This window comes from Mycolicibacterium sp. CBM1, from assembly GCF_054073305.1.
This window is the reverse complement of record NZ_JBSXPP010000002.1, coordinates 349,920-362,105: the sequence shown is the minus strand read 5'-3', so window position 1 is coordinate 362,105 and position 12,186 is coordinate 349,920. Positions and strand designations below refer to the sequence as shown.

The following is a 12,186-nucleotide window of genomic DNA, read 5'->3' as shown; positions in this document are numbered from 1 at the left end:
ACTGGTTCTTAGAGCCTTCTTAAGGTATGAAGGATGGAATGAATCCGGTGAGTGCCGTCGGGGCCGTCAGCCCCGAATGGATCGGCGCGGCCCCGCACGAGGAACTCGAGCGGGGCGCGCGTCCGGTGCTGCCGGCCGAGGACGCGTTCTACCAGCCGCCGACAGGCTTCGAGCATGCCGAGCCGGGCACCGTGTTGCGCTCCCGCGATGTCGAGCTCGGGTTTCTCGGCCTGATTCCGCAACGCGTCACGGCAACTCAACTGCTGTATCGCACCACCGATCACGACGGTTTGCCCCAGGCCACCGTCACCACCGTCCTGATTCCGAGCGGCCACACGCCCGCTCAGGTCCGCAACATCGTGTCGTACCAGTGCGCCATCGATGCAGTGTCCTCGCGCTGTTTCCCGTCGTATGCGATGCGTCGGCGCGCCAAGGCGGTCGGATCGCTCCCCCAGCTGGAATACCTCCTGATCGCTGCCGCACTGGCAGAGGGCTGGGTGGTGTCGGTTCCCGACCACGAGGGGCCCAACGGGATCTGGGGCGCCCCCTACGAGCCCGGCTATGCCGTCCTGGACGGCTTGCGCGCCGCGCTCGGATTCGCGCGGTTCGGCCTCGCCGACGACAGCCAGATCGGGCTGTGGGGTTACTCCGGCGGCGGGTTGGCCAGTGCATGGGCGGCCGAAATGCACGAGGATTACGCCCCCGAGCTCAACATCGTCGGCGCAGTCCTCGGATCGCCGGTCGGCGACCTCGGCCACACGTTCCGGAAGTTGAACGGCACCTACCTCGCCGCGCTGCCCGCCCTGGTGGTGTCCGCGCTGGCCAAGACCTACCCCGACCTGAATCGGGTGATCGAGCAGAACGCCACCGACGAGGGCCTGGCATTGCTGCGTCGGCTGGAACGGATGACGACCGCCGAGGCCGTCATCCGGCTGTTCCGTACCGATTTCGACAACCTGGTGTATCCGCCACTGGAAGAGATCCTGGCGACCCCCGAGGTTCAGTACGTCTTCGACAACATCAAGCTGGGCAAGGCGGTGCCCGACCTGCCGGTGCTGATCGTGCAGGCCGTGCACGACTCGGTGATCGCGGTCGAGGACATCGACGACCTGGCGCACGCCTATTCGACCGGCGGAGCGAAGGTCACCTACCACCGCGACGGGTTCAGTGAGCACATGCTCCTGCATCCGATGTCGGCGCCGATGACGCTGCGCTGGCTCACCGACCGGTTCGAGGGGCGCCCAATCGACGAGCACATCGTGCGGACCACCTGGCCGACACTGCTCAACCCGATGACCTATGCCGGGATGTGGCGGCTCGGCGGCATCGTGGCTCGGGTGTTCTCCGGCGGCCGCATCCCGTTCCGCCCGCTGTAGCGGGCCTCAGTTGTCCCTGGGCGGCCAGCCGCCCAAATCGTCGCGCGGGGTGGCCACCGCTAACAGCGCATATACCAGTGCGGCGATCGCGGCCGGGAACAACAACGTCGTCGCGACCTGCAGCGGGCCGTGGGAGAAGAACACCGGCGGCGCCTCGGAGTAGTAGAAGACCCGGTTCTGCGGCGTCACTGGTGCGGTGTCGAACGGATTGGGGCCGTAGCGCCAGTGGACCAACGCCGCACCGACGCCAGCCGCAACAGCGGCCGACGCGAGGAGCCCGACCCACAGCGCCGTCGCGATGACCGGCCCGCGATGCGCGCGCCACTGCCACACCAGCACCGCCGCGACGATCGCCAGCGATGTCAACAGTCCGATGAGCATCGCCGCCGCGACGAACAGATGGTCCGATTCGCTGCCCAGGTAGGTCTGCACGCGTTGACCGGAACGGGTCAGCGCCACCACACCGTGCGCGGGCGGAGCCAGCCAGGACCACAGCGCGCCCGCCAGTGCGCCGACGATCACCAGACCCCCGACGACGACTGCCGCCGCGCGCCGCCTGGACGTCCGCGGGACCGGCGGTGGTGGCGGGACTGGTGCGACCGGTGCCGCGGTGTCCTCCAGGCTCATCGCTGGCCCTCAAGGTCGTGGGAGTCGACGCGGCCGTGCCGCGAGCACTTCGCCCACCAGCCGTCCGGACGGACCTGGACGACCATCCGGCGGCCACACTCGGCGCAGAACCGGGGCGGCTCGAGCCCCAGTTGGGCCGCCGTCGGCACCGAGGAGCCGGCGAGGTCGCCGGTGTAGACGTTGTAGATCCCAGCACCAACCGGCGCGGGCAACTGTTCGACCATCACCTTGCCCTTTGTACAGATTCCGGGCTACAGGCTGGCGTTGAGAGCCTTGATCGGCATCTGCAGATCCTCGAGCAGTTCGAGGTCCGCCTCGGCCGGCCGGCCCAACGTGGTCAGGTAGTTCCCGACGATCACCGCGTTAATACCGCCCAGGATCCCCTGCTTGGCGCCCAGGTCGCCGAGAGTGATCTCGCGGCCGCCGGCGAAGCGCAGCATGGTGCGCGGCAGGGCGAGGCGGAACGCGGCGACGGCCTTGAGCGCCTCGGTGGCGGGCAGCACCTCGAGGTCACCGAACGGGGTGCCCGGGCGCGGGTTCAGGAAGTTCAACGGCACTTCGTGCGGGTCGAGTTCGGCGAGGTTGGCGGCAAATTCCGCGCGCTGCTCCAGGGTCTCCCCCATCCCGAGGATGCCGCCGCAGCACACCTCCATGCCGGCCTCGCGGACCATCTCCAGCGTCCCCCAGCGCTCTTCCCAGGTGTGGGTGGTCACCACGTTGGGGAAGAACGACTGCGCGGTCTCCAGGTTGTGGTTGTAACGGTGCACGCCCATATCTTTGAGGCGGTCCACCTGCTCCTGGGTCAGCATGCCCAGCGAGCAGGCGATCTGAATGTCGACCTCGTTGCGGATGGCCTCGATGCCGGCAGCGACCTGCGCCAGCAGCCGCTCATCGGGGCCACGCACGGCCGCCACGATGCAGAACTCGGTCGCACCGGACTTGGCGGTCTGCTTGGCGGCCTCGACCAGGCTGGGGATGTCCAGCCAGGCACTGCGCACCGGGGAGGCGAACAGGCCCGACTGCGAGCAGAAGTGGCAATCCTCTGGACAGCCACCGGTTTTCAGGCTGATGATGCCCTCGACCTCGACTTCCGGGCCGCACCAGCGCATGCGCACCTCGTGGGCCAGCGCCAACAGCTCGTCGAGCTGGTCGTCGGGCAGCTGCAGAACTTCGAGCACCTGCTCGCGGGACAGCCCTTCGCCGCGCTCGAGCACCTGCTCACGGGCCGATGCCAATACGTCGGTGGCTGCCTGCGTCACTCGCTCGTCCTCCTGCAATTCGCCAACTTGAACAGTGTTCAGGCTAGGCTACCGGTGTGCAGCTGCACAAACGCGACGTGGTGGGCAAAGCGGCGGCGATCCTGGACAATTACGGCATCGCCGACCTGACCATGCGCCGGTTGGCCCGCGAACTCGACGTCACCCCCGGCGCTCTCTATTGGCACTTCGCCAACAAACAGGAGCTGCTCGGCGCGGTTGCCGACCACGTGCTGGGCCCGGCTTGCCGGCCCGTCGCCCAGCAGGACTGGCGGCGACGCATCGAGAAGGTGTGCCAGGCGCTGCGCGACGCGCTGCTCTCCCACACCGACGGTGCGGAATTAGTTTCGGCCAGCTTCGCCGCGGGCCAGTCTCGCGCCGTCGAGCAGATCCTCGGCATGCTCGCCGAGGCAGCGGGCGAAGCGGGCATCGACGCCGCCCACCAGACTCAGGCAGCGCGCACCGTGCTGCACTACGTGCTCGGTGCCACGGCCGACGAACAGTCGCGGCTGCAATGGGATGCCGCCGGCGCGGAGCTACCGGCGCGGCAGTCGGTGCTGGCCGCCGACCCGTCCGCCGGCTTCGTCTTCGGACTGCGGCTGCTGACCGACGGGCTGGCTGCCCAGCGTGCGGCGGCCGACCCGACGCTCAACTGAGCAGCACCCGCTCCACCCGAGCGTCGCCGTCCCAGCGCCGCAGCCCGACGACGGTCGCGGCGATGTCCTCGGCGATGCCCTGTACCTCAGCCAGCGCCCGCCCTATCTCGTCGGCGCCGAACCGGCGGCCCAGCGTGACGTGCGGCGTCCAGTGCCCAGGGGCGCTGTGGGGGTAGGGCTCCGTCGCGAAGGAACGGCACCGGCCGTAGATCTCGTCATGCAGCACCAGCAGCCTCTGCGAGGCGACGACCAGGCGAGCCAGCGTAAGCCGGTCACCGCCGCCGAAGATCAGCGGTGCGCCCACCACGACCCGCAGCGGCAGGTCCTCGGCAACGTCCGCCAGCTGGGCGTCGACGTCGGGTGCGATGCGTTGGGCGGCGATCAGCGTGACGTGCGGCCGGTTGGTCTCGCTGGTGACCCGCAGCTGGCTGGGCAGTCCGGCCGCGGCAAGCCGATGCCAGACGGCGCGGAGGACGGCGTCGCTGCGGTCGTCGAAGAGCAACTCGATCGAATGCGCCATCTCAGATCAGGCTGGCGACCCAGTCCGGATCGAACGCCCGAGCACTGAACAACTCGAAGTCCACGGTGGACACCGCTGCCACGCCCGCAGGTAGCGCAGCGCGCACCGGGGCCAGTCGCGCCAACGCGTCACGGTTGGTCTTCGCCACCGCTCCCGGTTGCGCCGGCCACGTGCCGATCACCAATCCGGCGCACGAAAGACCTTTGGCAGCAAGACCTTCCAGCGTCAGCGCGGTGTGGTTGAGGGTGCCCAGCACGGGTTCGGTGACGACCAGCACGGGTGCGGAGAGCTGCACCGCCAGGTCTCGCAGCGTCACCCCGTCCGCGGCCAGCTCCACCAACAGACCACCCGCCCCTTCGACCAGGGTCAGCCGGCCGGGCCGGTCGGCGGCACGAACGGCGGCCAGCAACTCGTCGGCGGTCGGCAGGGGCTGCCCGGCGAGTTCGGCGGCGGCCGCCGGTGCCATGGGTTGTGGGTAACGGGCCACACCGATCAGCTCGCTCACCCCGGACAACCGCCCGACCTCGGCGAGGTCGTCGTCGCCATCGGCTGTTCCGGTCTGGACGGGTTTGCACACCGCCACCTCGCGGCCGTTGACCCGGGCGTGGCAGGCCAGCGCCGCTGTGGCGACCGTCTTGCCGACTCCGGTGCCGGTTCCGGTGATCACCAGGACACTCATCGGCGACGACCGCCCAGGACGGCGGTCAGCACCTCACGGGCAGTGTCCAATTCGTCGTCGGTCAGCGAGGCCCGCGCAGTCAGCCGCAGCCGCGAGGTGCCCGCCGGGACGGTGGGCGGCCGGAAGCAGCCAACGCGCACCCCCGCCTGCAGGCAGGCGGCCGCGGCAGCCAACGCCACCTCCGGATCGCCGAGGATGACCGACACCACGGCCGACTCGGGGACCTCCGCGACGTCGCACATCCCAGCCAGGGCGCGCGCCCGGTCGATCACGGCGGCCGCTCGCTCGGGTTCGGCGTCCAACACCCGCAGCGCGGCCAGCGCCGCACCCACCGCGGCCGGCGCGAGGCCGGTGTCGAAGATCATCGTGCGGGCCGCGTCGATCAGGTGGTCACGCACCGCGGCCGGGCCGAGCACCACACCGCCCTGGCTGCCCAGGGACTTCGACATGGTGGTCGTCACGATCACATCGGGAGCGCCGGCAAGGCCCACCTCGTGGACCAGCCCGCGCCCACCGGACCCCCGGACGCCCAGCCCGTGCGCTTCGTCGACCAGCAGCAGCGCACCGTGGGCGCGACAGACCTCGTGCAGCCGGCGCAGTGGGGCGAGCGCGCCGTCGGTGCTGAACACCGACTCGGTGATGACCAGGGCTCGCTCCTCGTCGCGGCCGGCCAGCGCCGCCGCCACCTCATCGACGTCGTTATGCGCGGAGACTACGACCCGGGCCCGGGACAACCGGCAGGCGTCCACCAGCGAGGCGTGTGAGAGCGAGTCGGAGACCACCAGTGAGCCGGGCCCGGACAGGGCCACGACGGCGCCGATGTTGGCGGCGTAACCGGAGGAGAAAACCAGAGCGGTGTCGACGCCGACGAACTCGGCAAGCTCGGTCTCGAATTCCTCGTGCAGTTCGGTATTCCCGGTGACCAGGCGCGAGCCGGTGGCGCCCGCCCCCCAGGTGCGCAGTGCCGCCACTCCGCCGTCGATCACCGCCGGATGTTGCGAGAGCCCGAGGTAATCGTTGGAGGCCAGGTCAAGCTCGGTAGCGACCGCGGGCCGGGTACGCAGCGAGCGTCGCAGCCCGGCGTGCCGGCGTTGCTGCTCGACGGTGTCGAGCCAGGCCAGTGGCGAAAGACCTACGCGGGTCACAGCGGCTCCTCTGCGGACTTGAACACCGTTCAGGTTAGCGTGGCGACGAGCACCGAGGCACGAGGGGTGAGGAGTCGCGCCATCAGGCCAGCGTGGCGACGAGCACCGAGGCACGAGGGGTGAGGAGTCGCGCCATCAGGCCAGTGCACCGGCAACGGCGACCATCGCCGAGGTGATCTTGGCGATCTCCTCCGGCGTGCAGACGAACGGCGGCATCGCGTAGATCAGGTTACGGAATGGGCGCAGCCAGACCCCGTGGTCGAGCGCCACCGGGGTGGCCACCGCCAGGTCGACGGGCCCACGTGTTTCGATCACCCCGATCGCCCCGCAGACCCGCACATCGGCGACACCGGGCAGATCCCGGGCCGGCGCCAACCCGTCGGCCAGGCCGGCACCGATCTCCGCGACCCGGCCGCGCCAGTCCTGGGCGAGCAGCAGCTCCACCGAGGCCACCGACACCGCGCAGGCCAGCGCGTTGGCCATGAACGTCGGGCCGTGCATCAGCGCGCCGGCGTCGCCGTCGCTGATCGTCCGGGCGATGCCCAGCGTGCACAGGGTCGCCGCGAGGGTGACGTATCCACCGGTCAGCGCCTTGCCGACGCACATGATGTCCGGGCTGACCCCGGCGTGGTCGGCGGCGAACATCTCCCCCGTGCGACCGAACCCGGTGGCGATCTCGTCGAAGATCAGCAGCACGTCGGTGCGGTCGCAGATGGCCCGCAGCTCGGTCAGATACCGCGGGTCGTGGAAGCGCATGCCGCCCGCGCCCTGCACGAGCGGCTCGACGATGACGGCAGCCACCTCCCCGGCGTGCTCGGCCAATTGCGCCTCGAAGGCGGCGACATAGTCCGGGTCGTACTCGCCGGGCACGGGTGGGGCGAAGATCTGCCTGGCAAGCACCGAGTTTTCCCCGGCGGCCCACAGCTCATGCATGCCGCCCTCGGGGTCACAGACGCTCATCGGAGTGAACGTGTCGCCGTGATAACCGCCCCGCCAGGTCATCAAGCGACGCTTCTGGAAGCGGCCCACACTGCGCCAGTACTGCAACGCCATCTTCACCGCCACCTCGACGGCCACCGAGCCCGAGTCGGAGAAGAACACGGTGTCCAGCCCGGCCGGGGTGACGTCCACGAGCAGTTGCGCCAGCCGCGCGGCCGGCTCGTGAGTGAGCCCGCCGAACATCACGTGGTTCATCGTGGCGAGCTGCCGGCCCATGGCGGCGTCCAGCACGGGATGCCCGTGGCCGTGCACCGCGGTCCACCAGGAGGCCATCGCGTCGAGCACCTGCACCTCGGTGCCGTCGCGGACCAGCGTCAGCCAGGCACCCTTGGCCCCGACCGCGACGACGGGTGCGAGGGCCCCGGCCCCAATGCTGCTGTAGGGGTGCCAGATATGGGCGGCGTCGATCGCACTGATCTGGTCGGGGGTCAGCGCCGGCACGCTGCAACCCTATCGGGCGCTGGGCAGCGCCCGAGCACACCTTTGCTCGACGAAAGGCGACACCTTGTGACGCGGTTCGCTGGAGATGAGCTGTTCAGGCGAGTTGGGTAGATTGTCACTCGACCATGTTGACCCTGCCCACGACCCGGCCGACGGTAACAACCGACCCGGGTGCCGCTCAGCGCGCCGCGTTGGGGTCGCGGAAATCCGGCTTCTACCGCCACGACCTCGACGGTCTGCGCGGTATCGCCATCGCCCTGGTGGCGATGTTCCACGTCTGGTTCGGTCGCGTCTCGGGCGGTGTCGACGTCTTCCTGGTGCTGTCCGGGTTCTTCTTCGGGGGTTCGCTGTTACGCGCCGCGCTGAACCCGGCTTCGTCGTTGTCGCCGTGGCCGGAGATCGTCCGGCTGGTGCGGCGGCTACTGCCGGCTCTGGTTGTGGTGCTTGCCGCCGCGGCCGTGCTGACCATCCTGATCCAGCCGGAGACCCGGTGGGAAACCTTTGCTGACCAGAGCCTGGCCAGCCTCGGCTACTACCAGAACTGGGAACTGTCCGCGACGGCGTCGAACTACCTTCGTGCCGGTGAGGCCGTCAGCCCCCTGCAGCACATCTGGTCGATGTCCGTTCAGGGGCAGTTCTATATCTCGTTCCTTATTCTTGTCTTTGGGTTTGCCTTCTTGCTGCGCCGCCGACTGGGCAAGCGCCTTCGCGTCGTCTTCATCGCTTTGCTGGCCGTCCTGACGGCGGCGTCGTTCATCTTTGCCATTTACGCCCACTCGGCCGACCAGACCACCGCCTACTACAACAGCTTCGCCCGGGCCTGGGAATTGCTGGTCGGCGTCCTCGTCGGGGCGCTGGTGCCCTACGTCCGGTGGCCGATGTGGCTGCGGACAGCGCTGGCCACCGTGGGACTGGCCGTCATCGCCTCCTGCGGCGCCCTCATCGACGGGGTCGACGAATTCCCCGGCCCGTGGGCCCTCGTGCCAGTCGGCGCGACAGTACTGATGATCCTTGCCGCAGCGAACCGGCAGGCCGCCGCGTCGACGCGGGACCGGCTGCCGTTGCCCAGCCGCCTGCTGGCCACCGCGCCGCTAGTGACATTGGGCTCGATGGCCTACTCGCTGTATCTGTGGCATTGGCCACTGCTGATCTTCTGGCTGGCCTACACCGGCGACGGTCACGCCGGCTTGGTCGACGGCGCCGCGATCCTGGCGGTCTCCGGCGTGTTGGCCTACCTGACCATGCGCTTCGTGGAGGAGCCGCTGCGCTACCGACGCTCCGCACGCGCGACCACCCCCGCCCCGGTCGTCATCCCGTGGCGCAGTCGCCTGCGTCGCCCCACAATCGCGCTGGGCACCACCGTCGCGATGCTCGGAGTAGCGCTGACCGCCACCTCGTTCACCTGGCGTGAGCACGTCACCGTGCAGCGGGCGAACGGCAAGGAACTGGCCGAACTGTCGCCGGTGGGCTACCCCGGCGCCCGCGCGCTGACCGAGCACGTCCGGGTCCCGAAGCTGCCCATGCGGCCCACCGTCCTGGAGGCGAAGAACGATCTACCCGAGTCGACCAACGACGGCTGCATCAGCGATTTCGACAATGTCGGCGTGATCAACTGCTCCTACGGCGACGTGACCGCTACCCGGACCATCGCACTGGCCGGCGGCTCGCACGCCGAGCACTGGATCACCGCGCTCGACGTACTGGGCCAGCTCCACCACTTCAGGGTCGTCACCTACCTGAAGATGGGCTGCCCGCTGACGACCGAGAAGCAGCCGTTGGTGATGGGCGACAACCGCCCTTACCCGAAGTGCCGGCAGTGGAACGAGCGGGTGATGGCCAAGCTGATCCACGATCACCCCGATTTCGTCTTCACTACTTCCACGCGGCCGTGGAACATCAAACCCGGCGATGTGATGCCCGCCACCTACATCGGCATTTGGAAGGCTCTCTCGGACAACAATATTCCGATCCTGGCGATGCGCGACACCCCATGGCTGGTCAAAGACGGAAAGCCGTTCTTCCCGACCGACTGCCTGGCCAAGGGTGGTGACGCGGTGTCATGTGGCATCAAACGCTCCGAGGTGCTCTCCGATCGCAACCAGACCCTGGACTTCCTGGGTCAATTCCCGTTGATGAGGGTGCTGGACATGAGTGACGCGGTGTGTCGGCCCGACTGGTGTCGCGCAGTGGAGGGAAATGTGCTGCTTTACCACGATTCTCATCACCTGTCGGCCACGTACATGCGCACGCTGATCCCCGAACTGAACCGGCAGATGGGTCCGGCGACGGGGTGGTGGTGACTACCGCGCATCCTTCCCCGCACGTCGATAAGGTCGAGTGATGTCGTCGAGCCAACCCGCAGTGACCACGGTGTGGCCGGGCACCGCCTACCCGCTCGGTGCTACCTACGACGGCGCGGGGACGAACTTCTCGCTGTTCTCCGAGGTCGCCGACCGGGTGCAGTTGTGCCTGATCGCCAAGGACGGCACCGAGACGCGCATCGAGCTCGACGAGGTCGACGGGTTCGTCTGGCATGCCTACCTGCCGACCATTACCCCGGGGCAGCGCTACGGCTACCGGGTGCACGGCCCGTGGGATCCCGCCGCCGGGCACCGGTGTGACCCCAGCAAGCTGCTACTCGATCCGTACGGCAAGTCCTTCCATGGTGATTTCGACTTCTCCCAGGCGCTGTACTCCTACGACCTGTCGGCCGACGACCTGGCCACGGGCGGAGTGCCGCCGATGGTCGACTCGCTGGGCCACACCATGACCAGCGTGGTGATCAACCCCTTCTTCCACTGGGGCTCCGACCACCCGCCTCGCACGCCGTACCACGAGACGATCATCTACGAGGCGCACGTCAAGGGCATGACCCAGACGCACCCCGGCATCCCCGAAGAGCTGCGCGGCACCTACGCGGGATTGGGCCACCCGGCGGTCATCGAACACCTCAAGGACATCAATGTCACCGCCATCGAACTGATGCCGGTTCACCAGTTCCTGCACGACCACCGGCTACTCGACCTCGGCCTGCGAAATTACTGGGGCTACAACACCTTCGGCTTCTTCGCCCCGCACTACCAGTACGCCGCGACCCAGCATGCCGGCGGTGCGGTCGCCGAGTTCAAGACCATGGTGCGCTCATTCCACGAGGCCGGTATCGAGGTGATCCTCGATGTGGTCTACAACCACACCGCCGAAGGCAACCACCTGGGCCCCACGATCAACTTCCGCGGCATCGACAACGCCGCCTACTACCGGCTGCTCGACGACGACAAGCGGTACTACAAGGATTTCACCGGCACCGGCAACAGCCTCAATGCCCGTCACCCGCACACCCTGCAGCTGATCATGGACTCACTGCGCTACTGGATCCTGGAGATGCACGTCGACGGGTTCCGCTTCGACCTGGCCTCTACGCTGGCGCGCGAATTCTACGACGTCGACCGCCTCAGCGCCTTCTTCGACCTGGTGCAGCAGGATCCGGTGATCAGCCAGGTCAAGCTGATCGCCGAACCGTGGGACGTCGGGGAGGGCGGCTATCAGGTAGGCAACTTCCCCGGGTTGTGGACGGAGTGGAACGGCAAGTACCGCGACACCGTGCGCGACTACTGGCGCGGAGAGCCCGCGACTCTCGGCGAGTTCGCCTCGCGGCTGACCGGGTCGTCGGACCTCTACGAGGCCACGGGTCGCCGGCCCAGCGCGAGCATCAACTTCGTCACCTGTCACGACGGCTTCACGCTGGCCGACCTGGTGTCCTATAACGAGAAACACAACGAGGCGAACGGCGAGGACAACCGCGACGGCGAGAGCCACAACCGTTCCTGGAATTGCGGGGTCGAAGGACCCACCGACGACCCGAAAGTCCTGGCGCTACGCCATCAGCAGATGCGCAACATCATGGCCACCTTGATCCTCTCGCAGGGCACACCGATGATCGCGCACGGCGACGAGATCGGTCGCACCCAGCACGGCAACAACAATGTCTACTGCCAGGACTCCGAGCTGTCCTGGATGGACTGGTCCCTGCGTGAGGTCAACACCGAACTGCTCGAGTTCACCCGAAAGGTGACCGCACTGCGCAAGCGCCACCCGGTGTTCCGCAGGCGGCGGTTTTTCGAGGGCGAGCCCATCCGCAGTGGCGACCAGGTACGCGATATCGCCTGGCTCACCCCGTCGGGGATCGAGATGACACATGACGATTGGGGCTCAGGCTTCAAGTTCGTCTCGGTGTTTCTCAACGGCGAAGCCATCACCGCCCCGAACGCTCGCGGCGAACGCGTGGTCGACGACTCCTTCCTGCTGTGCTTCAACGCCCACAGCAAGCCCATCGACGCCGTCACACCCGACGGCGACTACGCCGAAGAGTGGACCGCAGTCCTCGATACGTCGGATACCGCAGGCAACACCGAGATCCTGGTCAAGGCCGGCGAGAAGATCACCGTCTCTGCCCGATCGGTTCTCGTGCTTCAAAAGACCGTCTAACG

General features: G+C 68.2%; 11 protein-coding genes. 4 read left to right on the top strand and 7 right to left on the bottom strand.

From position 1 onward, the window contains the following. The first annotated feature begins 38 nt into the window (after positions 1-38). A complete protein-coding gene (locus ACXDF8_RS04285; RefSeq protein WP_457222002.1) occupies positions 39-1,376 on the top strand; it encodes a lipase family protein in 1,338 nt (445 codons plus the stop codon). Positions 1,377-1,382: 6 nt separating this feature from the next. On the opposite strand, the gene ACXDF8_RS04280 is transcribed toward ACXDF8_RS04285, so the two are convergent. The 3 genes from ACXDF8_RS04280 to bioB are packed head-to-tail and all read right to left on the bottom strand — an operon-like array spanning position 1,383 to position 3,262. After that, positions 1,383-2,003 carry a DUF2567 domain-containing protein gene (locus tag ACXDF8_RS04280; RefSeq protein WP_457222001.1) on the bottom strand — a complete coding sequence of 207 codons (621 nt, stop codon included), beginning with the start codon at positions 2,001-2,003 and terminating at the stop codon, positions 1,383-1,385. Next, positions 2,000-2,227, bottom strand: coding sequence for a biotin synthase auxiliary protein BsaP (bsaP, locus tag ACXDF8_RS04275; RefSeq protein WP_457222057.1), 228 nt, complete (start codon positions 2,225-2,227; stop codon positions 2,000-2,002). Before bsaP ends, ACXDF8_RS04280 begins: the two co-directional genes overlap by 4 nt. Positions 2,228-2,254: 27 nt before the next feature. Continuing rightward, positions 2,255-3,262 (bottom strand): biotin synthase BioB, encoded by a 1,008-nt coding sequence (gene bioB / locus ACXDF8_RS04270; protein WP_457222000.1) that lies wholly within the window; start codon positions 3,260-3,262, stop codon positions 2,255-2,257. A 56-nt stretch (positions 3,263-3,318) separates the two neighbouring features. On the opposite strand from bioB, the gene ACXDF8_RS04265 reads away from it, so the two are divergent. Beyond that, on the top strand, positions 3,319-3,915 hold the full coding sequence (locus ACXDF8_RS04265) for a TetR/AcrR family transcriptional regulator C-terminal domain-containing protein (RefSeq protein ID WP_457221999.1): 597 nt from the start codon (positions 3,319-3,321) through the stop codon (positions 3,913-3,915). Here the strand turns inward: ACXDF8_RS04265 and ACXDF8_RS04260 are convergent. The 4 genes from ACXDF8_RS04260 to ACXDF8_RS04245 all read right to left on the bottom strand — a co-directional run bounded on the left by ACXDF8_RS04260 (position 3,908) and on the right by ACXDF8_RS04245 (position 7,699). Continuing rightward, positions 3,908-4,435 (bottom strand): 2'-5' RNA ligase family protein, encoded by a 528-nt coding sequence (locus tag ACXDF8_RS04260; protein WP_457221998.1) that lies wholly within the window; start codon positions 4,433-4,435, stop codon positions 3,908-3,910. The two genes, ACXDF8_RS04265 and ACXDF8_RS04260, sit on opposite strands and share 8 nt — an antisense overlap. Position 4,436: 1 nt before the next feature. Further along, complete coding sequence (gene bioD, locus ACXDF8_RS04255; protein ID WP_457221997.1) at positions 4,437-5,114, bottom strand: dethiobiotin synthase; 678 nt, start codon at positions 5,112-5,114, stop codon at positions 4,437-4,439. Then, a complete protein-coding gene (locus ACXDF8_RS04250; protein ID WP_457221996.1) occupies positions 5,111-6,259 on the bottom strand; it encodes an 8-amino-7-oxononanoate synthase in 1,149 nt (382 codons plus the stop codon). Before ACXDF8_RS04250 ends, bioD begins: the two co-directional genes overlap by 4 nt. A 135-nt stretch (positions 6,260-6,394) precedes the next feature. Further along, on the bottom strand, positions 6,395-7,699 hold the full coding sequence (locus tag ACXDF8_RS04245) for an adenosylmethionine--8-amino-7-oxononanoate transaminase (RefSeq protein WP_457221995.1): 1,305 nt from the start codon (positions 7,697-7,699) through the stop codon (positions 6,395-6,397). A gap of 125 nt (positions 7,700-7,824) precedes the next feature. On the opposite strand from ACXDF8_RS04245, the gene ACXDF8_RS04240 reads away from it, so the two are divergent. Both ACXDF8_RS04240 and glgX read left to right on the top strand, forming a co-directional pair. Next, on the top strand, positions 7,825-9,999 hold the full coding sequence (locus ACXDF8_RS04240) for an acetyltransferase SucT (protein WP_457221994.1): 2,175 nt from the start codon (positions 7,825-7,827) through the stop codon (positions 9,997-9,999). A gap of 40 nt (positions 10,000-10,039) precedes the next feature. Next, on the top strand, positions 10,040-12,184 hold the full coding sequence (gene glgX / locus ACXDF8_RS04235; protein ID WP_457221993.1) for a glycogen debranching protein GlgX: 2,145 nt from the start codon (positions 10,040-10,042) through the stop codon (positions 12,182-12,184). Positions 12,185-12,186: the final 2 nt, after the last annotated feature.

Bases quoted from the DNA above. Each gene is read 5' to 3' on its own strand.
- ACXDF8_RS04285 (WP_457222002.1), top strand. From the start codon at position 39: ATGAATCCGGTGAGTGCCGTCGGGGCCGTCAGCCCCGAATGGATCGGC.
- ACXDF8_RS04280 (WP_457222001.1), bottom strand. From the start codon at position 2,003: ATGAGCCTGGAGGACACCGCGGCACCGGTCGCACCAGTCCCGCCACCA.
- bsaP (WP_457222057.1), bottom strand. From the start codon at position 2,227: ATGGTCGAACAGTTGCCCGCGCCGGTTGGTGCTGGGATCTACAACGTC.
- ACXDF8_RS04260 (WP_457221998.1), bottom strand. From the start codon at position 4,435: ATGGCGCATTCGATCGAGTTGCTCTTCGACGACCGCAGCGACGCCGTC.
- bioD (WP_457221997.1), bottom strand. From the start codon at position 5,114: ATGAGTGTCCTGGTGATCACCGGAACCGGCACCGGAGTCGGCAAGACG.
- ACXDF8_RS04240 (WP_457221994.1), top strand. From the start codon at position 7,825: ATGTTGACCCTGCCCACGACCCGGCCGACGGTAACAACCGACCCGGGT.
- glgX (WP_457221993.1), top strand. From the start codon at position 10,040: ATGTCGTCGAGCCAACCCGCAGTGACCACGGTGTGGCCGGGCACCGCC.